Origin of the sequence: Clostridium frigidicarnis, from assembly GCF_900111985.1 — a bacterium.
Taxonomy (GTDB): Bacteria; Bacillota; Clostridia; order Clostridiales; family Clostridiaceae; genus Clostridium_Z; species Clostridium_Z frigidicarnis.
This window is the reverse complement of record NZ_FOKI01000012.1, coordinates 85203-110370: the sequence shown is the minus strand read 5'-3', so window position 1 is coordinate 110370 and position 25168 is coordinate 85203. Positions and strand designations below refer to the sequence as shown.

24 protein-coding genes are annotated in these 25168 nt (G+C 26.8%); 20 read left to right on the top strand and 4 right to left on the bottom strand.

From position 1 onward, the window contains the following. Positions 1–293: 293 nt before the first annotated feature. Complete coding sequence (locus BM119_RS09480; RefSeq protein ID WP_177199379.1) at positions 294–848, bottom strand: MerR family transcriptional regulator; 555 nt, start codon at positions 846–848, stop codon at positions 294–296. Between the two features lie 179 nt (positions 849–1027). Between BM119_RS09480 and BM119_RS09475 the strand changes: the two genes are divergently transcribed. From BM119_RS09475 to BM119_RS09445, 7 genes are all read left to right on the top strand, one after another. Beyond that, a complete protein-coding gene (locus BM119_RS09475; RefSeq protein WP_090040937.1) occupies positions 1028–1486 on the top strand; it encodes a cupin domain-containing protein in 459 nt (152 codons plus the stop codon). Positions 1487–1746: 260 nt separating this feature from the next. Then, on the top strand, positions 1747–3030 hold the full coding sequence (locus tag BM119_RS09470; protein ID WP_090040936.1) for a DEAD/DEAH box helicase: 1284 nt from the start codon (positions 1747–1749) through the stop codon (positions 3028–3030). 217 nt (positions 3031–3247) lie between these two features. Further along, entirely contained in the window at positions 3248–3571 is a 324-nt protein-coding gene (locus BM119_RS09465) for a PadR family transcriptional regulator (RefSeq protein ID WP_090040934.1), read from the top strand. Next, positions 3564–4154, top strand: a complete 591-nt coding sequence (locus tag BM119_RS09460; RefSeq protein WP_090040932.1) for a DUF1700 domain-containing protein — start codon at positions 3564–3566, stop codon at positions 4152–4154. Before BM119_RS09465 ends, BM119_RS09460 begins: the two co-directional genes overlap by 8 nt. Before the next feature lie 12 nt (positions 4155–4166). Beyond that, positions 4167–5192: a DUF4097 family beta strand repeat-containing protein gene (locus BM119_RS09455; RefSeq protein ID WP_090040931.1), complete on the top strand. Its 1026-nt coding sequence runs from the start codon at positions 4167–4169 to the stop codon at positions 5190–5192. 354 nt (positions 5193–5546) lie between these two features. Further along, positions 5547–6767: an AAA family ATPase gene (locus BM119_RS09450; protein ID WP_090040929.1), complete on the top strand. Its 1221-nt coding sequence runs from the start codon at positions 5547–5549 to the stop codon at positions 6765–6767. After that, complete coding sequence (locus BM119_RS09445) at positions 6767–7474, top strand: retron system putative HNH endonuclease (protein ID WP_090040928.1); 708 nt, start codon at positions 6767–6769, stop codon at positions 7472–7474. The genes BM119_RS09450 and BM119_RS09445 overlap by 1 nt, the downstream gene beginning before the upstream one ends. Before the next feature lie 101 nt (positions 7475–7575). Here BM119_RS09445 and BM119_RS09440 read toward each other — a convergent pair whose 3' ends face one another. Beyond that, positions 7576–8187: a LysE family translocator gene (locus BM119_RS09440; protein WP_090040926.1), complete on the bottom strand. Its 612-nt coding sequence runs from the start codon at positions 8185–8187 to the stop codon at positions 7576–7578. 418 nt (positions 8188–8605) lie between these two features. Here BM119_RS09440 and BM119_RS09435 point away from each other — a divergent pair, with 418 nt between their 5' ends. From BM119_RS09435 to BM119_RS09375, 13 genes are all read left to right on the top strand, one after another. Continuing rightward, the gene (locus BM119_RS09435; RefSeq protein WP_090040925.1) at positions 8606–8980 is read left to right on the top strand and encodes an HIT family protein; all 375 of its coding nucleotides are present in this window, start codon (positions 8606–8608) and stop codon (positions 8978–8980) included. 11 nt (positions 8981–8991) lie between these two features. Beyond that, positions 8992–11481, top strand: a complete 2490-nt coding sequence (locus tag BM119_RS09430) for a DEAD/DEAH box helicase family protein (protein ID WP_090040923.1) — start codon at positions 8992–8994, stop codon at positions 11479–11481. Beyond that, positions 11481–11789 carry a nucleoside triphosphate pyrophosphohydrolase gene (locus tag BM119_RS09425; RefSeq protein WP_090040921.1) on the top strand — a complete coding sequence of 103 codons (309 nt, stop codon included), beginning with the start codon at positions 11481–11483 and terminating at the stop codon, positions 11787–11789. The genes BM119_RS09430 and BM119_RS09425 overlap by 1 nt, the downstream gene beginning before the upstream one ends. A gap of 103 nt (positions 11790–11892) precedes the next feature. Beyond that, positions 11893–12258 carry a hypothetical protein gene (locus BM119_RS09420; protein WP_090040920.1) on the top strand — a complete coding sequence of 122 codons (366 nt, stop codon included), beginning with the start codon at positions 11893–11895 and terminating at the stop codon, positions 12256–12258. Positions 12259–12623: 365 nt separating this feature from the next. Then, positions 12624–14450, top strand: a complete 1827-nt coding sequence (locus BM119_RS09415) for a hypothetical protein (RefSeq protein WP_090040918.1) — start codon at positions 12624–12626, stop codon at positions 14448–14450. A 443-nt stretch (positions 14451–14893) separates the two neighbouring features. Beyond that, positions 14894–15226 (top strand): hypothetical protein, encoded by a 333-nt coding sequence (locus BM119_RS09410; protein WP_090040917.1) that lies wholly within the window; start codon positions 14894–14896, stop codon positions 15224–15226. 34 nt (positions 15227–15260) lie between these two features. Then, entirely contained in the window at positions 15261–15815 is a 555-nt protein-coding gene (locus tag BM119_RS09405) for an RES family NAD+ phosphorylase (protein WP_177199378.1), read from the top strand. Between the two features lie 637 nt (positions 15816–16452). Beyond that, a complete protein-coding gene (locus BM119_RS09400) occupies positions 16453–17589 on the top strand; it encodes an ATP-binding protein (protein WP_090040913.1) in 1137 nt (378 codons plus the stop codon). A 43-nt stretch (positions 17590–17632) separates the two neighbouring features. Further along, positions 17633–17971 carry a DUF2500 family protein gene (locus BM119_RS09395; protein WP_090040911.1) on the top strand — a complete coding sequence of 113 codons (339 nt, stop codon included), beginning with the start codon at positions 17633–17635 and terminating at the stop codon, positions 17969–17971. Positions 17972–18295: 324 nt separating this feature from the next. Next, on the top strand, positions 18296–19123 hold the full coding sequence (locus tag BM119_RS09390; RefSeq protein ID WP_090040910.1) for a hypothetical protein: 828 nt from the start codon (positions 18296–18298) through the stop codon (positions 19121–19123). 150 nt (positions 19124–19273) lie between these two features. After that, a complete protein-coding gene (locus tag BM119_RS09385) occupies positions 19274–19765 on the top strand; it encodes a hypothetical protein (protein WP_242948389.1) in 492 nt (163 codons plus the stop codon). A 226-nt stretch (positions 19766–19991) separates the two neighbouring features. Further along, entirely contained in the window at positions 19992–21176 is a 1185-nt protein-coding gene (locus tag BM119_RS09380) for an AAA-like domain-containing protein (protein ID WP_090040908.1), read from the top strand. A 382-nt stretch (positions 21177–21558) separates the two neighbouring features. After that, positions 21559–22815 carry a serine hydrolase domain-containing protein gene (locus tag BM119_RS09375; RefSeq protein WP_090040907.1) on the top strand — a complete coding sequence of 419 codons (1257 nt, stop codon included), beginning with the start codon at positions 21559–21561 and terminating at the stop codon, positions 22813–22815. A 111-nt stretch (positions 22816–22926) separates the two neighbouring features. Here BM119_RS09375 and BM119_RS09370 read toward each other — a convergent pair whose 3' ends face one another. After that, on the bottom strand, positions 22927–24309 hold the full coding sequence (locus tag BM119_RS09370) for an FAD-binding oxidoreductase (RefSeq protein WP_090040905.1): 1383 nt from the start codon (positions 24307–24309) through the stop codon (positions 22927–22929). A 166-nt stretch (positions 24310–24475) separates the two neighbouring features. After that, the gene (locus tag BM119_RS09365; protein WP_090040904.1) at positions 24476–24751 is read right to left on the bottom strand and encodes a hypothetical protein; all 276 of its coding nucleotides are present in this window, start codon (positions 24749–24751) and stop codon (positions 24476–24478) included. Positions 24752–25168 lie beyond the last annotated feature (417 nt).

Genomic DNA, 25168 nt, shown 5'->3' with positions numbered 1-25168 from the left:
GGAAGTCACTGTATCTTTCAACAGAGCAGATAATGAAGAAATGGACTTCACCAATTCAACATTGGGCGAGTACTTTAGCTCAACTTAGTATTTTATTTGAAGGAAGATTTGAAGTTTAAAATTAAGCTTGTACAACTTTTAATAATCATGAATAGTATTACTATTTTTGCAAATAATAACTATATAAAAAGTTACACTAACCCATTATTAGTATTGCCTTGAAAAATAAAAATTACTACTGACAATAAAATCCAGTAGTAATTTCCAATTAAAAAAAGCCCGTCTTTATTTAATTACACAAACTTATGCATATTCTCGTTTTTTCTGAAGTTTTCATTAGAATTCATAGTTTTAAATTTACATAAAGACTTCTTGGAATAAGAAGCTTCTACTAAAGTTTTAATATATTTACGTTGTTCTGAAGAAAGGTAGGTGTTTAACCAATTTGTTTTTTTACTTAATTGTACTGCATTAATGACTTTTATAATTGAGTCACAAGGATCATCACTGGTTTTAAGTAACTCATCTGTTTCATCAATGGCATTAATAATTGCATCTATTTGCAATCTTTTTTCCTTTAGCATAGCTTTTTGATCTTTAAGAATTTCTTTGAGATTTTCTTCATTTTCATAAACAAAAGCTTTTATCTCATTTAAAGAAAATCCAAGAAATTTTAATGATAATATATATTGAAGCTTTGTTAAGTCATTATATCTATACATCCTATAACCAGAATTATTATAATGGGCTGGGGAAAGTAGCCCTATTTTATCATAGTATCTAAGAGTTCTTGTAGATACTGATAATTTATTAGCTAGTTCACTTATTGTAAGAAAATTTTCATTCAAATCAATCACATCCTTTTAATTGGCTAATAAAAAAACCATCTGTATTAATTCTATATGTTGACCTTAGGTCAATGTCAATATAAAAAAATTTATTGAAAATTTATAAGATTCTACTATTGACGCATAGATGTATACTTAGTAAAATTAGTAAGAACATATGTTTGCAAGAGGGGGTAATTATGATTAATATATTAAATATTAATAGTATTCCTAATGAATATGTAATAGATTTTTTAGGAAAAGCTAACACATCATATTTAGGCAAAGCAGCAGGCAGTGAGAAGATATATATAAATGTAGATAAAATAGCACCAGATTCTAAAAGTGCGAAATATCATAGTCACACAAAACAAGAAGAATTTTTCTTAATTATTAATGGAAGCAGAATTATAAGAATTGATGGAGAAGAATATTTAATAAAAAAGGGAGATTTTGTTTCAAAACCTGCCGGAAAAGGTATAGCACATAAGTTTATAAATAATGGAGATGAAACATTAGAAATACTTGATATTGGTACTAAAGAGAAAGGCGACATAGCATATTATCCAGATGAAGATGTATATTATTTAAGTGAACAAGATCTTGTTTTTAATGGAAATAGCAAACTACATGAATGGGATTCTGAGCCCAATAAATAATTGGATATAGAAATTAAAGAAAGATAAAATAAAAATAATGCTATTTCTACGGAAATAGGGTATAATGATTAAATAGGGGACTCCACCAAACGAGAGTCTCTTTATTTTTTCTATTAATAATAGACGAAAGATAGTGGATAATTAGATGTAATATAATTATAAGAGAGTTTGTCGTGTACAATTTTAAAAAGAAATTCTACAATGTCGTATAGTTGATTAAAGACATTTAAAATATATATACCCACTTACAAAGGAGAAAAATGTTATTTAAGGATTTAGCTATAATTGATCCTATTCAAAGAGCTTTAAAGGAAGTAGGTTATGAAAAACCAACCCTAATACAGGAGAAATCTATTCCATCTGCATTAATGGGTAAGGATCTGCTTGGTTGTGCTCAAACTGGAACCGGAAAGACAGCAGCTTTTGCTATTCCAGTATTACAAAATGTTTTTAAGAAAAAGGGCGAAGAGAAAAAAGGTAAAAAGACTATTAAATCTTTAATATTAGCGCCTACTAGAGAGTTAGCTATTCAAATTGGAGAAAGTTTTGATGTTTATAGCAAGCACACTGGTATCACTAACACCGTTATATTTGGTGGAGTATCTCAACATCCTCAAGTAGAAGTCTTAAGAAGTGGAGTAGATATATTAATTGCTACACCAGGTAGACTTATTGATTTAATTAATCAAAAGTTTATTGATTTAAGAAATGTAGATTATTTTATTCTTGATGAAGCAGATCGTATGCTTGATATGGGAATGATTCATGATGTTAAGAGAATAATAGCTAAGTTGCCAGCAGTTAGACAAAATATGTTATTTTCAGCAACTATGCCAAAGGAAATAACAAAGCTAGTAGATTCTATTTTAAAGAACCCAGTAAGGGTAGAAGTAGCACCTGTTTCATCTACAGTAGATATCATTACTCAAGGAGTATATTTTGTAGGTAAAAAGCATAAGAAAGATTTACTTATTGATATACTTAAAGATGAAGCTATAACGTCACTTTTAGTATTTTCAAGAACAAAGCACGGAGCAAATTTAATCACAAAAGAGCTTGGTAAAGTAAATATAGAAGCCATGGCTATTCATGGTAATAAGTCACAAAATGCAAGACAATTAGCCTTAAGTAGTTTTAAGGAAGGTAAGATAAGAGTTCTAGTTGCTACTGATATAGCGGCAAGAGGAATTGATATAGATGAGTTATCTCATGTAATCAATTATGATTTACCAGAAGTTCCAGAAAGCTATGTGCATAGAATTGGACGTACAGGAAGAGCTGGACATAAGGGTATTGCACTTTCATTCTGTGATGTGAATGAAAAAGGGTACCTAAAAGATATTGAAAAAGTTATTAAAAAATCAATACCAGTAATAGAGGGTCACGATTATCCAGCAGGTATAATTGCTGATAAAAAGGTAGTAAATCAACAAGCTACAAGAGGAAGTAGAAATTCTAATGGTGGTAATAACTCTAGTAGAAAAAATACTCAAGGTAAAAGTCCTAGAGGAAATAAAGTACCTAACAGAAGGATAACTCAGTAATAAATATAACATTATAAAAATCACAAGAAATATTCATATATTTCTTGTGATTTTTTTTAGTTGAAAATTGAAATTTCAGGTTTCCACCTTCAACTTTCAATTTAAAAAAATAATATAGGATTTTATTGACATATAATATTATACGGCGTATAGTATTAGTTGTAGTATATTATACACCGTATAATATAGATAGGGATATAATATAGGAGGTAATAAAATGGCCTTTCAATTAGGAGCAACTTTGCTTGACGCTTGTGTATTAGCAGTACTTTCAAGAGAAGATACTTATGGATATGTTCTTACTCAACAGGTTAGACAAATAATGAATATATCAGAATCTACTCTTTATCCAGTACTTAGAAGATTACAAAAGGATGAGTGCTTAACTACCTATGACCAAGCGTTTCAAGGAAGGAATAGAAGATATTATAAAATCACAGATAAAGGAAAAGCAACACTTATTCAGTATCTTAATGAATGGAAAGATTATAAAAGGGATGTTGACAAAGTTCTTTTAGGGGGTATGTTTGAAAATGAATAAGAATGTGTTTATTCAAGAATTAAGAAATAAATTAAAAGGTTTACCTAAAGAAGAAATGGATAATGCTTTAGGGTATTATATAGAATATTTTGAAGATGCAGGAATAGATGATGAGCAAGATGTTTTAAAGGAATTAGAGTCACCATCAAATATTGCTTCTCAAATATTATCAGATTATGCATTTAAGGATGATGAAATAAAGATTAAGAAAAGTAAAAAAGGTATATCTTCAATATGGTTTGTCATATTAGCTATATTAGCTGCACCATTAGCATTGCCATTGGCTTTAACTCTTATAATATTAGTATTTACAATGGTTTTAGTGGTAGGAACTCTTGTTTTTACATTTGTCATTATTACTGTTACATTATTTGGCTCAGGAATATTTGTTAGCTTTGCAGGAGCTGCAGTTATGACTCAAAGTTTTTCTACATCTATTATGTTTATTGGAATAGGATTAATATGTACAGGTTTAGGATTATTAATAGGATTATTAGTTGCAAGATTAGCACCAAGGGTATTTAGAGGAATTGCAAATTTTGCTAGAAAATCATTAACTAGATTTAAAAAATCAAATGGGTAGGGAGGAGAGACTATGAGAAAAATGAAGAAATTATCAAGGATTTCATTGATTTTAATTGGAATAGGATCAATTTTAGCATTAACAGGTTTTTTTATGGGTGGAAAGCTTGGAATAGTAAGAGATAATTCAAAATTTAAGGTTTTTGATAGCAAAGAGACAGTAATAAAAAATGAGGAGTTATCTTCTTTTAAAAGTATATATATAGCTTCTAATTTTAATAATATAGATATAATAAAATCACATAGATATGCAATTGAAATACAATATGAGGGAGATAATAGTGAGGTTAATTACACTATTAAAGATGAAAAGCTTGTAATAGAAGAATCTAAGTTAAAATATAAAGGAATTAATATAGACTTTAGGATAGGAGATTCACAAATACCAAGATATATTAAAGTGTATGTTCCAAGTAATGTGGACTTAGACAGTATAGATGTAAAATCCGATAATGCAAATATTACAATGAATGACCTAAGTGCCAGTGATATTTTACTTCATTGTGAGTATGGAAATATAAATGCTGAAAATATAAATACAGACATTTTCAAAGTTGAAATGGATAATGGAAATATAAACATTAAAAAATTGAACTCTAATAATAATGCAGTGTTAAAAAATCTATATGGAAATATAGAGATAAATGATAGTACATTTAATAAACTAAGTAATGATGTAACCAATGGAAGTTTAAATATAGGAAATACAAGTATAGATAATGTTATTATTAACAATGAATATGGTAATATAAAATCACATAGTCTTACAACTAATGGATTGCAAATAAAATCAGACAACTCCAAAATTGACTTGGATGGAGAATTTAAGGGCAATACCAGTATAAAATCAGATTATGGAGATGTAAAAATAAAAACTAGTATACCACAAGAATCATATAATTATAGTGTCTCTTGTGAATATGGTAATATAAAAATAGGTAAAGAAAAATTTGAAAACAATATTAAGATTAACAATAATAAAGAAAACAGTATAGATATTGTTAGTAATAATGGTAATATAAATATTGATTTTAAGTAAAAAATAAAAAAGAGATATTAGGAATTTGTTATAGATTTTAGATGATGATTTTTAATATCTTTTTGGAATCATAGATAATAAAAACATTTATGCATAGATAACTACTATATTTATTGATTAATAACATAAGTATAATAGGGGGTTGACATAAATGTTTTTTGCTTTGTAAAAGTGAATATATTCATGAGTATGATTTGGGTTTTAGGATAAACGAGATTTTTCATTAAATTAATAGAAGTAAGTACTTAAAAATGTTAAAATTAATCTATAAATATTATTAGAATTTTATATTTGCAAATTAGAGAAGAGAATTCTGCATGAATTCTAAGAAATTAAGAAGGGAGTTGAACCCGAATGAAAATAAAATCTCTTTACATAGAAAATTTAAAAGCATTAAAAGATTTTAAGATGGATTTTAATGACAATATTAATATATTAATCGGTGAGAATGGATTAGGAAAGACAACTATTTTAGAAACAATCTATGATATGATTACAGGCAATAATGAAATAATGAACAATAATGAATCTGGAGAGTTTACAGTTAAAGTTTTATTTACAGATGAAGAATTAAATTCTATAGAGCGTTTAAGTGGAGAAAAATACAACAAAAATGAAGAGCTTATATTAAATAAAATAGGATTTAATAAAAATATATGTTTTGTAAATTGTGGTAGTTCTAGAAATGCTGCAAAAAAGGAAAATTGGTTTAATAAAATAGTATATTTGCCTACAGGTGTTAACTTTAAAAAATATAAAGTTGAAACTCCAAAAAAAATAGAGCAAGATGTTAATATAGGGAGTGTTTTAAACTCTGATGAAATGAGCTTAAATCTTAAAGAATATCTTGTAAATATTCATTATAAAGATTTAGAAGATATGAGTATAGGAGAAAAACCTCATAGAATTGAAAGGTTTAGGAAATTATATAATGCTTTTTTTGAAGAAAAGGAGTTTATGGGAGTAAAGGAGTTTGAACCGCTTTTTAAAATAAAGGCTACAGGTGAGATGCATTCTGCTGATGAATTAAGTGCAGGAGAGAAGCAAATTTTCTTTAGGGGTGGTTCAATGCTTCAAATGGATTTAAATAATTCGATTATCTTAATAGATGAGCCAGAATTAAGTTTACATCCCGAATGGCAACAAAAGATACTAGATTTTTATAAAGAAATAGGGAAAAATAATCAAATAATAATTGCAACACATTCACCTCACATAGTATCTTCTTGTAAAAAGGAAGAGGTTATAGTTTTAGGTAGATATAATGGTAAGACAGTAGTAAAAAGTGATGTGGAAGAAACCTATGGATGGACTGTAGAACAATTGTTGCTTTCTGTATTTGAGCTTAAAAGTGTTAGGAATCCAGAAGTGCAGCAAAAACTAGATAGATTTAAAATGCTATATATAAATAAAGAAAAGCTAATAGATAGTGAATTAAATGAATTTAATGAGTTAAAAAAAGAATTAGAAAAGTATTTAGACCCAGAAGACCCTTCTTTATCTTTAATTAATATAAAAGAAGATTCTAAAAAATTAGAGTCATTATTACAAAGGCTAAAGCTAAATAAGAAATAATGCATAAGGTTCAAAGAAACAAAGGACCATTAAAATTACTTGAAAAAGATAAAGAATGGAAAGACTCATTTAAATTGAATCCTAATTTGAAACCTAATTGGGAGGAATTTTCAAAAACTGTGGTAAAAAGAGAAACTATTGATATGCTAGAACAAATGTATAAGGGTTGTTGTTGTTATTGTGAAAGTAAAATTAAAAGTACATCATATCCGGAAATAGAACATTTTAAACCAAAGAGTAAATACAAGAAACTTTGTTTTGAGTATAATAATCTACATTATAGTTGTAAAAGATGTAATATTTCAAAGGGTTCATATTATAATGAGGATATGATAAGTCCAAGTGATAAAAATCCAGAAGATTATATTAAGTATATAGGTGAAGTAGCTGTAAGTAGAGAAAACAATAAGTGTGGTACTATAATGATAGATTTATTAAAATTAAATGAAAGGTCAGATTTAAAAGAGGAGAGAATAAAATATTTAAGTGAATTTAGTAAAAATTATGAGCTTTTAATTTCTGCTATAGAGATGGTACTAAATAATAAAGATTCTAGTGATATAAATATAGTTAAACCTTTTATAATTAATTTTATTGAAAATGTTAAACTAAAAAGTAAGCATGGAGAGAGTTATTGTACTATGATTAAACATAATTTTTTAGATAAAATAGATATATTAATGGAAGTATTAGAAGAGGTGGAGTAATTCACCTCTTAATTTGTTTTTCAATGAACACATTACCAGTAGAATTTTTGAATTTGTGCAATATGTAATAACGATTTCTTTAAACATAAATATCAATTAACCTATAACCTTTTTCTTGCAGTTTTTATACCAAATGCTATTAAAACTAGTCCCACAAAAACATTTAAAAAATTAAGGGTTGTTGATGTGAAAAACACATTAGCAAAGTAGCCTATAAACGAGATAAATGTCAAGAAAATAATCGTTGAAATCACTGCACCAAGACCAAAGAGGTACATGGAAGATTTATTCATGTTTTCTTCTACAATTTTACTAGAGAAAACCCCAGCCCAAAACAGTATTGTCAAAGGGTTGGACAACGTTAGTATAAGTGTTTTTATGAAAACACTGTCCACACTTTGAGTAGTGAGAAAGTTCATACTTGGGATTATTGAGATTCCTATAACACCCATTATGTTACTCAATCCAAAAACAATAAGGACAATAGCTCCGAAATATTTAATAATTTCCTTAACATTGTTATATTTGTCAAGTAGGGCTCCTATGCCTAATATAGCTGCAAGTATAAATAAACTGTCAATGATTGTAACACCTATAACTCCGGTAATTGCTGACATAAGTCCAGAAGCAACTGCAGTCTGGAAAATAAATAGACAAACAGGTCCTACAGCAATTTGTAGTAACATTCCAAATCGAAATCCTTTTAAAATCATAAAGTGTCTCCTATCTGTTTGTAATTTCTTTTAATGTCTATAAAATAATTAATGAGTTTGACTTTTAAATACCCTTAATGGACTTAAGTTTATTTTTGATTTCAGACACTGTTGATTATACATCAATTATATCCATATTAAAGTCTACTTCATTTAAATATAGTATAGCGAGAACATTATATATAGTAAATATAAGAAAGGAATATCATTGAAAAATTTTAGTTCTTACTTAACATAAGGCACATTCAAAAAAATAACAAGTCAGTATGTTAGTATATTTGACTTGTTATTTTCTTTCATGTGACTAAGCTAATAAATTCACCATGAAATAAGTGAAAATGATTAGAAGCTATTTTTATAGAAGTAATCATTAAAAAATGCTAAAATTAAAATTAATATTAAATTTTGAGGTGAAGCAATGAATTGTTTATTTTGTAATTATGATAAAAGTGAATATATAGCTGAAAACGAGTTAGCTTTTGCAATATATGATAAATTTCCAGTAAATGAAGGACATGTTTTAGTAATACCAAAGAGGCATTTTCAAAGTTTCTTTGATGTTACCGATGAGGAGTTAATCAAAATAAATCATTTAATAAAACAGGTTAAAGGTATTTTAGATAATAAGTTTAAGCCAGATGGATATAATGTTGGGATAAATGTAGGGGAATATGGAGGTCAAACTATAATGCATCTTCATGTACATATTATACCAAGATATAAAGGAGATATTGAAAATCCTAGAGGTGGAATAAGAAAGATAAAGAAGCAGCTAGTTGAATATGATGGATAGGTGGGGAAACTATGACTATAACAACTGAAGTACAAGAGGGGTTTATAAAAGAAAAGTCCATTGATTATGGAAGTTTAACCAATGCAATTACAGGAAATGAAAAAGATTACTTATACAATAGATTAAAACAAGGATTCAAAAATGCAGTTTCCATAGATATAATAGTATCCTTTTTAATGGAATCAGGGGTAAAGCTTATAGCAAATGATTTAAAAGAAGCCATTGAAAGAGGAGTTAAGGTAAGAATACTTTCAGGAAATTATTTAAATATAACTCAGCCATCAGCATTATATTATTTAAAGGATAAGCTTCAGGATAAAGTAGACCTAAGGTTTTACAATAATCCAAGAAAAAGCTTTCATCCTAAGGCGTACATATTTCATTATGAAAATTCAGGAGATATATTTGTAGGATCTTCTAATATTTCAAGGGGAGCATTAACAAATTCTATTGAGTGGAATTATAGATTAAGAAAAGAAAATAATGAGGAAGATTTCAATGTTTTTTATAATACCTTTGAAGATTTGTTTAATAACCATTCTTTTGAAGTAACAGATGAAATCTTAAGAGAATATGCAAAATCATGGGTTAGACCAAAGTTGTATAAAGACATAGAGAAAGATCAGCAAGAAGAAGAAATAAAGGTTATTGAGTTTTGGGAACCAAAGGGAGCACAGATAGAAGCTCTTCATGCGTTAAATAAAACTAGAGAAGAAGGATTTGACAAGGCATTAGTTGTTGCTGCTACAGGAATAGGAAAAACATATTTATCAGCCTTTGACTCTAAAGATTTTAATAAAATATTATTTGTAGCACATAGAGAAGAAATAATAAAACAGGCAGAAAAAAGCTTCAATAATGTAAGACCAAATAGTAAAAGTGGACTGTTTTATGGAAACTCAAAGGATTATGAGAACAAAGACCTTTTATTTGCTTTGGTTCAGACATTAGGAAAAGAAGAATATTTAAATGAAGAATATTTTAAAAGAGATTATTTTGATTACATAGTAGTAGATGAATTTCACCATGCAGTAAGTGGAAATTATAAAAAGATACTAAACTATTTTAAACCAAAGTTTTTACTTGGATTAACTGCAACCCCAGAAAGATTAGATAATAAGGATGTATTTTCATTATGTGATTATAATACTGTTTATGAAATAAGGTTAAAAGAAGCAATTAATAGAGGTGACTTGGTACCATTTAAATATTATGGAATTTATGATGAGTCAGTAAATTATGATGAAATAGATTTTAAAAATGGAAAATACGATAATAAAAAACTAGAAGAAGCTTTAATGATAAATAGAAGAGGAAACCTAGTATTAAGACACTACTTAAAATATAATTCAAAAATAGCCATGGGATTTTGTTCATCAAAAAATCATGCAGAATATATGGCAAAGTATTTCAATGATAATAAAGTGAAGGCTTTGGCTGTATATAGTGGAGAAATGGGAGAAAACTCAGCTAATAGAGAAGAAGCCCTAAATTTATTAAAAACTGGACAGGTTCAAGTTTTATTTTCAGTAGATATGTTTAATGAAGGACTTGATGTACCATCCATTGATTTAGTAATGTTTTTAAGGCCAACAGAATCTCCAACAATATTTCTTCAGCAATTAGGAAGAGGTCTTAGAAAATATAAGGGAAAAGAATATTTAAATGTCCTTGATTTTATAGGTAATTATAAAAAAGCTAATCTTATACCATTTTTACTAAGTGGAAAAAGTTATGATAAAACCTTAATAAAAAAGGGTAATGTAAGTTCTTATGAATATCCAGAAGATTGCCATGTAGATTTTGATTTAAATATAATTGATATTTTTAAAGAACAAGCAGAAATAGAAATGACAGTTAGAGATAAGTTAAAAGAAGAATTCTTAAGAGTTGAAGAAGAAATAGGACATGTTCCAAGTAGAGTTGAGTTATTTGATTTAATGGATAATGATATTTATGACAATATAAAGTCAAAATCTAATATAAACCCATTTATAGATTATATGAATTTTTTAAACGATATGGATAGAGTCAATGAGGAAGAAACAGCATTAATGAATACAAGAGCTTATGATTTTATTAATATGATAGAAACCACATCCATGAGTAAAACCTATAAAATGCCAGTTTTACTTGCAATGTATAATGAAGGTTATTTTAAAACATCTATAGATGATGATGATTTATATCATAGCTTTAGGGATTTTTACAATTATAAATCCAATGGAGTAGATATGAGAAAAGATAAATCCACAAAGGATTTTGAAATTTGGGATAAGAAGAACTATGTATCTTTAGCTAAGAAAAATCCTATTAAGTTTTTACTTAAAAGTTCATCAACATTCTTCTATGAAAATGAAGAGGGGAATTTTACTTTAAGTAATGATATACATAAATATGTAAATAATAAGACTTTTTTAAAACATGTTAAGGATGCTATAGATTTTAGAGTTAAACAGTATTATAGAACTAGATTTGAGAAGGGTAAAGGTGATTTTTAATGAAGAAATATGATAAGTTAGTAAGGGATTTGATACCAGAGATTATTAGAAAAGATGGCAAGGAGTGTAGTGTAAAGATAGTTTCAGAAAAAGAGAAGCTGCCTTTACTTGAGGAAAAACTTAAGGAAGAGGTTAATGAGTATTTAGAGGATAAGAATATTGAGGAACTTGCAGATGTTATTGAGGTTTTGTTTGGACTTGCAGAAGCACTTGGTTATTCTGAAGAGGATCTTGTTAAGGCTAGGGAGAAGAAGAGAGATGAGCGTGGTGGATTTAAGGATGGAGTTGTTTTAGGAGAGGTTTGGTAGAGTATATTTTAATCCATGGATATGTTCATATAGCGGTACAGAGTCATTGCAGGAATTAACAAAAATTTTTGGTTTAGAGATAGCTTTAGTGGAGGGATAAATAGTGAACAAAATAGAAATTAAAAGGATTATTAAGGAATGGATTTTAATAATAGACCAGAAAGAAATATTACCAGAAAAAATTAGTGCATTAAATTTTGGATTATATGAACAATACGGAATATATCTGATTGGATCAAAAGAGTATGATCCAGAAAATGAAGATTGGGCTTGTAATGAAGATTTTGTACCTAGTGATAGATATTGTGGCGAGTTAAATATAGAGTATGATTTACCTTGGGAAGTTGTTCAAGTTGAAATGTATGAGATTTTAAAAGAGTTATTGATTGAATTGAAATCACTTAATTTATTTAAGGTTAGACATATTACTATGGGATTTGATGATGGGGAGTTATTGGTTTTAAAATAGTTTTCATTTATAAGATATGATATTTTAAAAAGAAAATAATGTATAGCATTGCAGCATAAAAAATATTAAATATAGACCGGGCACACAAGTAATTCTGTGTGGCTGGTTTATTTAGTTTGGATTTAATATTTCTTAAAAAGAAAAACATGTAAAATAACTTCTTAAAGATAAGAAAAAAAGATAAAAATTGAAAGGTATTTAGTAAATTTGTGGTTAATTGTAAGTATATGAGGGTGTTTATGGTATAATTTAGGTGTATATTATGCCTATAATGGGAAGTTTAAAAAATAAACACTTAATTAATAAGTGTTATCAATATCTTAGTTATGCGAAATAATTTTGTAATCAAAGAATTGGAGGAGAAAATGACATATTGTTTAGCGTGGAAACAAAACAACAAGATATTTATGTTAGGTGATTCATTATTATCATCAGAATCGGAGGAAATAATTCAATCTAAATATAGTACTATCGGGGAAGTACATGGAAAATACAATGGATATTTTGTTGAGGAATCATGTTCTAAATTATTCCAGTTAAATGGCATGCTAATAGCATTTGCAGGGAATACGGATAAAGTTAACAATATCATAGATGAACTAATTTATAAAAAGGATAATTTTAAATTAGAGGAAATATTCGAAAGTATAACTACTTCGGGCATTTTAAATTTAGGGACAGAGGTACTAATAGCACTTAGTATCGATGGTATTAATCGACTATTTTATTTGAATGGTAATTGCTATGAAGAAATTCAGACATTTAAGTGTATTGGAAATGGAAAAAATATCAATAACCTAACAGATACGCTAATGAATTTTACGAAAGGCTTTGAATTTGAAAAAAATAGCACGAAGACAATTATTACAAAAATTGTTGCTTTCCTTCAAATTATTATATATAAAAATGGATTTCTTAAATATGGTGTTGGTGGTACTGTATGTGGTGGAGTTTTTGATAATGGTATTACTAATTGGAATGATGATGTTTTTTATTATCTATACGAAAAAAATGTTAATGAACGAAATACTTTTAATGTAATTATAAGAGATAATATTATCTGTACGGGTTCAGACTTTATCGATTCGTTAAAAGTTTTTGCTTCCTTACATAAAGAGAGTAATAGTAGAGGCGATAAATTTACAAGAAAATTATTGAAAATAGTAAATAGTATACACCTAAGATTTATTGTATATTACAGTAACTACTATAATTGCATATATTTTTGTGACTCGCATGGAGATGCTCTAGTAAGTACATGTTATAGATTTCAAAAAAAAGTTTCAGATGAGCTTATAAAATTTGCATTAATACATCCTTCTTATTTTGAAATAGAATTAATGAGTAGGAAATCAGATGAAAAAATCAATATTCCTGTGTTTTATATTGAACCTCAAAAGATGGAATTCATTACTAGAGAACAATTGATTAAGCTAGGTAGTGTTACTGGTTATATTGAAGATAAAGAAGAAGAATATGACATAGATTTGAGTTATTTATCAATACCAAACGTTAATATTTCTGAATTTGGGTCACAGTTCTATGATGACATTGATAATGTAGTTTTCATTGATTTTAGATATTTTTATAATCAAATTGTAGAAAGAATTAATTATTATAGGAATATCGATATTGAAATTTCAAACATATCAATATTGAAATCATTAGAAAAACATCTAGAGCGAATTATTCCATCTGAAACTAGAACAGAAATTATTATTTACGCATGCTATGAAGATGATTATACTCTATCAGGGTGCGACTTATTTGATATATTTTGTTCAGAAGTGCCAGAAGCATATCAATTCTATTTTTCAGATGATGAGTATCAATATACAGTAAATAATAATATAACATGGTTTCTAAAAAATTATTATGTTAATGAAAAATATTTTGGCTTTTGTAAAACGATACTAATAATAGATAACTACGACATAGATGCGTATTTAAATTGTATGCCTCTTAATAATTATTATCCTGAAACTACAGATATAATCTTAATTCGTAACCATAACTATGATAGTAGAATACAAACCCCGATTGTGTATTACGTTATCGATTACTTTATTGATCATATTTTGGGGATTTCTCTTGAAATTGCTAGTTTATGGGATTCTTTTAAGGACACAGATGCAGAAAGTGACATAATTAAAACAATAAATAAGGAAATAAGATTAAAACAAATAGATTAATATAAATAACTACTAACAGGGGAAGGGGTAAAGCGGCCTACAGAGGAAGTTCTTGGAACATTAGCTTCTCATTATATATAAAACTGGATAGTTTGTGCATAGAATCAATGTAGCTTTAACTAGAATATAAAACAAGAAATTTATGGAGGTAAACATGCTAAAAGGAGTTAAATATATTGGGTTGACCTAATACTTAAAGAGCATAAGTATATAAACATAGGGCTTTGAATCTAACACTAGAACTCATTCAGTGGATTTGGGGTGGTTAAATGCAGAATATAAAACTGTTAATGTAAATTTTGAAAGTGGAGAAGTTGCTTTCGAAAAAAACGGCTAATACTACTCATTAGAAAATCCTATTTTTAATTTTATATATGACAGGAAACAAGATAATGATAGATTATACGATGAAATTCATTTAATAGGAGGCCATATTAACGATTATGATAGTGATGTCTCATTGTATTATGGTGGGGGAAGAGTGTGCGTTTATGTTATTAATTAAAGATGAAACCTCTCGAGTAATACAAGATTTAGAAAATGAAATTGAGGACAAAAATTCATATATAATAGCACATAAATTGGCTACACATATTAAAAAAATAAAAATGATATTGGATAATAGATTAAGTGATAAAAGATATTATAGAGCTAGGATAGGAACAGAGCACATTTTAGTGGATCCATTTTCAGTTTTTACGAATAATTATAATGAAGTTGCTATTACATATAAAGGTGAGTTAATTAGTGCATCCAAACCTATAATCGCAACATAAGGTAGATTAAATAGAAAAAACTGCTTATTTATATTTGGCTTCAGATATTGATACTGCAATAGCAGAAGTAAAACCTAGTGCTGGCCATTATGTGTCTCTTGGAGAATTTGAAATTATTGGAGAGTTAGATTATCTACATATTGTAGATTTCTATAATATAGATTTTTATAACTTTGCAAAAAGTGATAATGATATTGGAAATTATATATTTTTAAAGACACTTAATGAAAAGCTATCATTACCAAATCCAGATAAAAAGTATGATTTCACTCAAGTAATAGCTGACGCTTTAATACTGTTAAGATTTGATGGTATAAAATTTGAAAGCTCGGTTGGAAAAGGCCATAATTTAGTTTTATTTAACTACCATAGTGCGTCATATGTTAAATATTCTCATAAAGCAGTCTTCATAAATGAAGTTAAGTATAAAGTTCAATCTTTAAATATTAATTTAGATATTAATGAAAAAATTGAATATTGTGTTAAAAACAATATAAATGAAATAGTTGAAAGGCATTTCGGCATCAGAGATTATTATAAAAAAATACATGAAATTCCTGATTTTAAAATTGATAGACAGACGAATTAACTTCCCATTATTCATATAATAAGAAGTTGAGTCACCATAAAAAAATATTTAAATATCCAGGAAAGTAAATAATAAATTAAACAAAATTAATATTGAAGTTTCTTGAAGAGATTATTTTAATGGATAAATAATTAAAAGACAACTAAGTAATGAATAAATTAAAAATCTTTCAACATAATTTTATGTTGTGTTTATATGCAAAAACGCAATCACTTACAAAATATATTTAAACAGTAAGCAAGTTTAAAAACAAAATAATCTTAAAAAATGCTTAACTACACAATATATGGTAGTTAGGCATTTTTAATGTGGAAAAGCACATGTAAAATTTGTTATTTTAAAAAATATATATAGTATGTAGAGAAGTGGGGTTGGAATCTCTAAAAGTTATTTTTATAGAAGTAACTATTTGAAATTAATATATAAAGATTAAACACGAAGCAAATACCCAGTAGATATTAGAAAAGACATTATATAATGCAACAGATATGTTGATACATAAGAAGTTCATATAGATAAAGTATTATAATACAAGCAATAAAGAATTAACAGTAGAAGAAAAAAGTTGTATTGGAGTAATAAAACTAAAAAATAGTTAATATACATTATATGATATAAATTATTAAGGAAAGCTTTAATGAAAAAAAGAATAAGTGGAGTTACTACAAAACAATATGAAATTAATAGTTTAATAATGGGAGTAAGTGTACATGATGCTATATTTTATCTTATTGATAACTCAATTGATGCTGTTGAAAAGGCAAAATCACAAGGGATTTTCAAAGAGTTTACAATAGATATTAATATAGATAACAATAAGTTTTATATTAAAGATAACTGTTTAGGTATAAGTAGAAAAGATGCTGAAGAAACTTTGTTTCAAATAGGAGAGAAGACTTTTGATAATAATTGTGGATGTGGATTAAAAAAGGCAATTTTAAAAATAGGAAGAAGTGCTTGTATTAAGTCTATAAGAGAACAAGAAAAAATTAAAATAGATTTAAAAGTAGTATTAGAAGATAAAAAATCAGAATATGAAAAAGGTATATTTGATATAGAAATAGATGATTATAAAACACAAGATACTGATGATATGGTTGAGATAATTATAGACAATTTTAATAAAGAAGCATTAAAATTAATTGGAAATAATAAAGAGTTAAAGAAGTTGAAAAATACTATTTCTAAAAGATATAGATATATAATTAATTCAATGATAAGAATTAAAGTAAATGATGAAGAACTTAAACCAGTTTTTATTGATGGATTATTTATAGAACCTGAGCATACGGAAAACATTGGAGGAGATACAGTAACAATTAAATTATTTAATGGAATTGAGCATAAAGAAGATAATGGTATAGATTTTATAGTAAATGATAGGAGTATAGTAGAAAAAGAGAAAAGTAATAGAATTAATTGGAACAAAAATATTAGGGTAAAAGGACATACTTACACTAAGTTTTTTGCAGAAGTTTTAATAGAAACAAGTGATCTAAAAAGGCTAGGAGTAAATCCATCTAAAAATGCAATAGATTTTAATAATACTCAATTTAATAGGATTTTAGAGTTTATGAATTGGATAATAAATGATACTAGAGACAAATTTAAAAAACCAACAGTTTCTGTTCAATTTGATATAGAATTAAAAGACTATGATAAATACAAGGAAATCTTACAAAGACAGGGAGCACGGTATGATAGTGCTAAGGATCTTGTTGAACATTTATATGAATTAGGAGTTAATAAGATAAAAGAGCTGGACAAGCAATAGGAAAAATAAAGACTTAAGTAGATTTATAATTGTGGAGGGGTATATGTTTGGACTTCAAATATTATTTTTTATTATTCTAGCTGTAATAATTATAAAAGTAATTATCACTTATATCAAAAATGAAAATTCACCAATTATATCTATAAAGGCAAAACTCATTTGTAAAAATAGACAAGTCCGTACTCGTACAGATTCTAATGGAATGATAACAAGAAATGAAACATTAAGATTGAAATTTCAACTTGATACTGGAAGTGAACTTGAACTTACAGTTGGAACATGTATTTTTAGAAATGTTCCAGAAAATCAGTGGGGAACTCTAACATTTCAAGGTACACGATTCTTAAAGTTTCAATGGGAAAATGGTGTAGTTGAAAAATAAAGATATAAAATAAACCAACAAGTATATATTTTATAAAAAACATTAGGTTGAAATTTAAGAAGGAGCCTAATGTTTTTTGTATTTAAATATAAAATATTTATGTGAAAAATTAAGTGTGAATGTATTTAAAAATGATTTTTGAAGTTACTTTGAAAGAATTAATTCTATTTAAGATATATAAAAAAGTACAGCTGATTATCTTACATACAATAAATTGATTCTATGGATTTAACAGCACTATATAGTAACTATAATGAATAATTGACAAAATTTGAGTAACGATATAATATTATATGGGAAAAACTATATAAAAAGGAGATACATATGAGGAGTAAAAAAGTTATATTGGCAATTATTATAGTTGTTATAGCAATAATAGGAGGAACTATTGGGTTTAAAGTTTATGAAAAGGAACAGAAAATAAAGGATTTAGTTTCTAATTCAGACAAGCTTCTTCAAGAAGAAAAGTATGAAGAGGCAAAATCATGCTTAGAAGAGGCAAAAAATATAAAAAATAAAGATGGCTTAGATAATAAGATAGACACAGCCAATATATACATAGAAGCAAATAACGTTTATAGAGAAGCATTAAAGTTAATAGATAATAAAGAATATAATAAAGCCATAGAAGAGTTAAATAAAATTAATGATAAGGCAGAAATTATTAAGACTAAAGCAAACAACAATATATTAGATTGTAATAAGAAATTAGTAAACCAATATTTAAGTCAAGGTGAACAGTATCTAAACCAAAAAGATTTTGATAAAGCTTATGAATGTGTAGATGAAGCAAAAAAAGTAGAGGATAAAAATGAAGATATAGAGGTCTTGAAAAATAAAATAGATAATGATAAGAAGGTGTTTGAGGAAGAGCAAAAAGCAGCCAAGGAATCAGAAGAAAAACAGCTATCTTTAGAGGAAGCAAAGTCTCTTGCAGTTAAAGTATATGCTAAAGGAACTAATAGAAGAGTAATTGTGGAATGTGATGATGAAACTCAGAAAGATTTACAGGGTATGACAGGGTATACAATACATTTACTTGACAATATGGGTACACATACAGCTACTATTGGTTATTATTTTGTAGATATAAATAGTGGAAAAGTTTATTCAACATTAGTTGGAGCACCACCATTAACATTGCTTAATTAGATTTTATATGGAAGTAAAAAGAAATACATTAATTAAAAATCCTTTTTACACAATTGATTTTTGAAAACAAGTTTCGATGTTTATTATATTCTTTAAAGAATATTTTTAAAATAAGAGAATTAAATTGTGCTATAATTTACTGATGAAAATATGGATTTAATTCATGCAGAAGCTTTTTTAGATACTGATAGTAGAAATATTGAAGTTTTATATAAAAAATTAGTGATTAAGGATATTGATAAAAGGGTACGTATTGATTTTTTAAGAATGTTTTTATTTGATATATTAACTAGGCAGATGGATAGAAACTTAACTAATTTCGGATTTTATAAGATTAACTCATATGTTAAATTATACAAATTATATGATAATGGACTTAGCTTATTTTCAAGTGTTAAATTTAATCCTAATCTAGTATATTCATCAGTTTATGGTAATTCGGAAGATGTATTAAAGTATGTAGTAAGACAATTAAAAAATGAATTAGTAGATAAACCTTTTGCAGGAAAATTAAAAGTAGAATTTTTAGAAGATATATTTAAACCATATGCAAATGAAATATTAGAAGTTAAAGGAACTGACTATAGAGATATAATAAAATGGATTATTGATATGTATAATCACATTTTAGAACAGTTTTAATTAAGGCACATGAAAGAAAATAGACTAGAATACTGGCTTGTTATTTTTTTGAATGTTCCCAATATAAAAAATATGAAAAAGGTATACATAGAAGAGAATTATATAGGCAGATAAATTAAGTATCATTAACATAAACAAGATATTCTTACAAACTTATAACACATAAACATGTTTTTTTGTTACAATATAGTCACATGCAAAACTTTGACCATGGAGGGGAATTTAAATGTATAAAAGATTTAATTCTACAGGAGTTTGTATACCTAGCATACATTATATGGTTGATATTGGAAGTAAGATTAATAAAATAAAAACCATGGTTCATAGGGGAGAATATTTTGTTATAAACAGACCAAGGCAATATGGAAAAACTACAACAATGTTTATGTTAGAGGAAGAATTAAAAAAAGACTATTTAATTATAGGTGTAAGTTTTGAAGGCATAGGAGATGAAATATTTAATAGCGAATCAAACTTTTCAGCAGGATTTTTAAGAATTTTATCAAGAGCTTTGAGGTTTGAAGATAGAGAAATGAGTAGTTTTATTATTAAGCTAAGTGAAAAAGTAAATAATTTTGAGACTCTATCCTATGCAATTACAGATATTATAGATGAAAGCAGCAAACCTGTTATTCTTTTAGTGGATGAAGTTGATAAGAATTCTAACAATCAATTATTTTTAAGTTTTTTAGGTATGCTTAGAAGTAAGTTTTTATTAAGGCAGCAAGGGAAAGATAAGACTTTTAAATCTGTTATCCTTGCAGGTGTGTATGATATAAAAAATCTAAAACTTAAGATAAAACAAGATGAAGACATAAAGTACAATAGTCCTTGGAATATAGCTGTAAATTTTGATATAGATATGAGTTTCACTACTGAAGAAATATCTACTATGTTAAAAGAATATTCTAAAGATGAAAAAATAGAAATGGATATCAAAGAAATATCATCTATGCTACACTACTATACTGATGGATATCCTTTTTTAGTAAGTAGATTATGTCAAATTATAGATGAGAAGCTTATAGTAGGTGATCGATATGCATGGAATACCGAAACTTTAATTAAAGCAGTTAAAGAAATACTTCAAGAGGGAAATACATTATTTGATGATTTAATAAAGAATGTTGAAAATAATGATGCACTTAGAGAATATATATTTGATTTGATAATTAATGGAGCTGAAAAAACATTTGTAATAGATAATCCACTTATAAATATTGGATTTATATTTGGATACTTTAAAAATGTTAATGGTAGAGTTAAGATATCAAATAGGATTTTTCAGCAAAGATTATGTAATTACTTTTCTTCTAAACTTGAAGATAAAACAGATATGTCAAAGTATAATTTTAAGGAAAACTTTATAATTAAAGATGGTCTAGATTTTGAAAAGATTTGTTTTAAATAACAAGTCTTTTTTGCGTTTTAAAAAGATATCAGAATAGTTTTATGAAAATGAGAAAGTCATTTTGTTTTGAGGACAAATAGTGAAGGAGGTACCAGAGTATGTAGATGAAAACTATACATTTTTGATAATAATGGAGCTTGTATTAATCCATAAATATAACTATTAGAGCATGAAAAGTAAATAGATTTTATAATATAAAAATATTAGGGTTCTTAAAATATAAAACTCTAATATTTTTTATATTATGTTTAATTAAATTTAGTTGTAATATATAATAACAAAAAGATTGAGAAAAATGTATAGAACGAGTATAATTTACATAAATTGTAAAATGTGAAATTGAAATAGCTTAAAGCAAGGATAATTAGGGGGTAAGATAATTATGAAGATAACATCTATAGAAGAATACTTAGATGAATATATAAAAATATGGCCCTTTTCCGGAAATGTGGGGGTAATCAGACATGGAAATATCATTTTTAAGCATTCATATGGAATGGCATGTCATGAGTATAGAATTCAAAACACTATAGATACTTGTTTTACTTTAGGTTCAATATCAAAACAGTTTACTGCATTTGTGGTTATGTTGCTGAATGAACAAGGAAAAATTGATATTTATAAACCAATAAATGATTATTTACCTAAAGAATTAATGATAGATAATAGAATTACAGCTCATAATTTAATGTCTCATACATCAGGCCTTCATCAATTTTATAATTGGGAAGAGGATTTTTTTCAGATTTATGACAGAGGGACTTTTAATCGTCTTGATTTTTTTCAAAAGTATATAAATAGGCCGTTAGGTTTTGAACCTGGAGCAAAGTTTGAATATAATAATGCAAATTATAATATGCTTGCATGGGCTATTGAAAATATATGTAATAAGAGTTTTGAACATGTTTTACATGAAATGATTTTTTTACCTTTAGAAATGAATAATACAGTTTTAGATGATGGGCATAATATTGTAAAAAACAGAGCATTTCCATATCAAATAGACAGAAATGATATAGTTAGGTGTCAATATTATAATGAAAAATTTAGTATTGGGGCGGGAGCAGTGATGTCAAACTTTCATGATCTGTGTAAATGGTATAGATGTTTGAAGGATAGAAAATTACTATCTAATGAAACATATGATAAGTTCTTTACTGAAAACCTAGCAGGATATTGTTATGGAATCAATCGTGACAATATATATGGACGAACAAGGTTTTCTCATGGGGGAGACCATTTAGGTGTAATGACATATGTGCAGTATTTCTTTGAAGATGATATTTGTGTTATTATTCTTTCTAATTTAGAGTGTGGAAACAACTATCATATTGGTAATGCTATTACAGAAATATTTTTTAATGGATCAACAGAGAAACCAAAAAGATTTGAAAAAATACAATTAGGTAAAGAGGAACTTTCTAAATATGAAGGTATATATCTTGAAAATAAAATTGAGATACAGCAAGTGGGTGAAGGTGTAGAGTTTATGAGATTTAATGGAGAAGTGCATCATTTATTATACCCTGTTTCAGATAATAAATTTGCTAAGGTTTGGGTTGATCAGGATAAGCCATATACAATTACTGAAGATGAAGATGGTAGCTATGAATTTTTTGGGTATAAAAAATCTAAATAGTCCGTGGAATATAGCTGTAAATTTTCATATAGATGTGTTTCAATAAAAAACTCTCATAAAAATGAGAGCTTTTTATTTTAAAAATAATATTGGATATCTATATTAAATTGCTTAAAATTTAGTGTAATGACAAGGTTTCTTAAAAGGGTTTATGCTCTGAGGAAATCTAAATATATTAAAAGGATCATATTTTGATTTTATTAATTTTAGTCTATATATATTACAGCCATAGTATCGTTTTTCATAGTTTTTAATTCCTTCATATGGGAAATTAACATAAGATCCAGTAAAAAATTTACTCATTATATCAAATTGTTCTTTAAACCAAGCTTTATTTATAGATGCATATTTATTATCTTCCCATACTGTTTGAATTCCAAGTATATATTGGCATCCTCTATAATAGAAGGCTGTATCTTTTTTTTCTACATCATTTACAGCTCCACCTAATCCATAAAGAGATACTGAAGTGAAAACAGAACCTTTAGGTCTTTTACTTATAAAGTTTAGAATTTTATAAATTTCACTTCTAGTATACTTATTAAACACAAAGCCACCTGTAGATTTAAACTTTTCATAAGGTGGATAATTTTTAGCGATTTCTTGTGTTGCTTCTAAAAACGTTATATACTGGCTAGTTACTTTGGAATTGGGGCTTATAATTTTAAGTGGCTCTATAATTTTAAGGGCGGCTTCTTCAGAACCATAAAATAAGCCTATTAAATAAATGGCTTTTTCTTCTTCCAAGGAATTGTAAAAACCTATACGAAAATTCATTCTCCTATCTAAGGTAGGAAACATATTTTGTAAAGTATCCAATACATCTACCTGTTCTTCTAAGGTTGAATTTGGATAATATATTGATAACAAGGTAACTTTTTTAACTTTTTTAGGAAGAGAAAAAGTCATAGATAAAACAACTCCAAAATTTCCGCCACCACCACCTCTGCATGCCCAAAATAAATCAGAGTTACAAGATTCATTGGCTTTAATTATATTACCTTTATAATTCATAATTTCAATTTCAACTAAACTATCACAACCTAATCCAAATAGTCTTGAGGAAAATCCCCAGCCTCCACCTAATTCATAGCCTGAAATTCCTACAGTTGGACAACTTCCACCTGGGAATGGATAGCCTCTACTACCAAGAAAATTGTAGAGTTCGGAGTTTTTTACTCCTCCTTGGACTTTTACTATACCTTCTTCTTCATCTATATAAATCCTATTAATTCTGCTTATATCAATAACTAATACATCATTTCCAATAGAATAACCTTCATAGTTATGGCCACCAGATCTAATTCTAATTTCAACATTATTTTTAATAGACCAACATAAAGCATTTTTAATATCTTTATTTTCATAACAATAAACTATAACTAAAGGATATTTTTGTATAGATCTATTCCATTCCTGTCTTGCTTGGTCATACTTTGCACTATATTTTAATACAATATTGCCAGTTAATCCGCAGAAGTCATAACTTTTCATATTATCATCACCCGTTATTTATTTTTTAGAGGATTCATATTATAGTTTATGTGATGAATTTTAGTAGGTTACTTTTTTCTGCAATAAGAGTCGTTTGCATATTATTTTGTAGAAAAAAGTTGTAATATGAATTTTAAATTGGATAAGTTTGTATGGAAAGTATACATTAAAATCCTAGTTTTTCTATAGATTTATCATAATTAGGAATCTTACTTTGAAAATATTTATTGATTTGATTAGCAGGTATAAAGATATCTTCTTCTTCTGTTTTTAGGTAAACTGTAGCCACTATAAATTGTTTTTCATCTCTATTTGGTTTTCTATTATTTTCTACAACAAACCTAATATATAAATCTCTTAACATAGTTGAGACTATTATTTGTTCTTTCTTATTTAATTGACACCATTTCTTATTAGGATTTAAATCTTTCTCATTTTTCATTTAATTTTCTTCCTCCGTTATTTAAATATATATATAAGAATTTTATAGAACGAATCTTCATTTAGGTGATGGTTTTTAATCATTACCTAAATTTCTTATAAAGAGCGTTATTTATTAATATATTTTATCATTGATTATAAGGCAAATTCAAAAACATAACAAGTTAGTATGCTAGTCTATTTTCTTTCATGTGCCTAATAAGCCTCTACTTAAAAATAGTGATTATATAAAAAGTGAGAGATAATAATGGATTTATATATGTACGATTATAAGGATTTAATTAAGAATTTTAATTTACATATAGTTAATGCATGTAAATAATTTCTATAACCATAGACAAATGTTGAAATATGTAAAATAAACAGGTATACTATGGTTAATAATCATATTTTATGGTTATTAATATATAAAATAACT

Excerpts from the sequence above, each read along its gene's own strand:
- BM119_RS09415 (WP_090040918.1), top strand. The coding sequence starts at position 12,624 with ATGACATATTGTTTAGCGTGGAAACAAAACAACAAGATATTTATGTTA.
- BM119_RS09465 (WP_090040934.1), top strand. The coding sequence starts at position 3,248 with ATGGCCTTTCAATTAGGAGCAACTTTGCTTGACGCTTGTGTATTAGCA.
- BM119_RS09385 (WP_242948389.1), top strand. The coding sequence starts at position 19,274 with ATGGATTTAATTCATGCAGAAGCTTTTTTAGATACTGATAGTAGAAAT.
- BM119_RS09410 (WP_090040917.1), top strand. The coding sequence starts at position 14,894 with ATGATAGTGATGTCTCATTGTATTATGGTGGGGGAAGAGTGTGCGTTT.
- BM119_RS09370 (WP_090040905.1), bottom strand. The coding sequence starts at position 24,309 with ATGAAAAGTTATGACTTCTGCGGATTAACTGGCAATATTGTATTAAAA.
- BM119_RS09450 (WP_090040929.1), top strand. The coding sequence starts at position 5,547 with ATGAAAATAAAATCTCTTTACATAGAAAATTTAAAAGCATTAAAAGAT.
- BM119_RS09435 (WP_090040925.1), top strand. The coding sequence starts at position 8,606 with ATGAATTGTTTATTTTGTAATTATGATAAAAGTGAATATATAGCTGAA.
- BM119_RS09380 (WP_090040908.1), top strand. The coding sequence starts at position 19,992 with ATGTATAAAAGATTTAATTCTACAGGAGTTTGTATACCTAGCATACAT.
- BM119_RS09400 (WP_090040913.1), top strand. The coding sequence starts at position 16,453 with ATGAAAAAAAGAATAAGTGGAGTTACTACAAAACAATATGAAATTAAT.
- BM119_RS09425 (WP_090040921.1), top strand. The coding sequence starts at position 11,481 with ATGAAGAAATATGATAAGTTAGTAAGGGATTTGATACCAGAGATTATT.
- BM119_RS09445 (WP_090040928.1), top strand. The coding sequence starts at position 6,767 with ATGCATAAGGTTCAAAGAAACAAAGGACCATTAAAATTACTTGAAAAA.
- BM119_RS09455 (WP_090040931.1), top strand. The coding sequence starts at position 4,167 with ATGAGAAAAATGAAGAAATTATCAAGGATTTCATTGATTTTAATTGGA.
- BM119_RS09440 (WP_090040926.1), bottom strand. The coding sequence starts at position 8,187 with ATGATTTTAAAAGGATTTCGATTTGGAATGTTACTACAAATTGCTGTA.
- BM119_RS09430 (WP_090040923.1), top strand. The coding sequence starts at position 8,992 with ATGACTATAACAACTGAAGTACAAGAGGGGTTTATAAAAGAAAAGTCC.
- BM119_RS09395 (WP_090040911.1), top strand. The coding sequence starts at position 17,633 with ATGTTTGGACTTCAAATATTATTTTTTATTATTCTAGCTGTAATAATT.
- BM119_RS09375 (WP_090040907.1), top strand. The coding sequence starts at position 21,559 with ATGAAGATAACATCTATAGAAGAATACTTAGATGAATATATAAAAATA.
- BM119_RS09460 (WP_090040932.1), top strand. The coding sequence starts at position 3,564 with ATGAATAAGAATGTGTTTATTCAAGAATTAAGAAATAAATTAAAAGGT.
- BM119_RS09365 (WP_090040904.1), bottom strand. The coding sequence starts at position 24,751 with ATGAAAAATGAGAAAGATTTAAATCCTAATAAGAAATGGTGTCAATTA.
- BM119_RS09475 (WP_090040937.1), top strand. The coding sequence starts at position 1,028 with ATGATTAATATATTAAATATTAATAGTATTCCTAATGAATATGTAATA.
- BM119_RS09390 (WP_090040910.1), top strand. The coding sequence starts at position 18,296 with ATGAGGAGTAAAAAAGTTATATTGGCAATTATTATAGTTGTTATAGCA.
- BM119_RS09470 (WP_090040936.1), top strand. The coding sequence starts at position 1,747 with ATGTTATTTAAGGATTTAGCTATAATTGATCCTATTCAAAGAGCTTTA.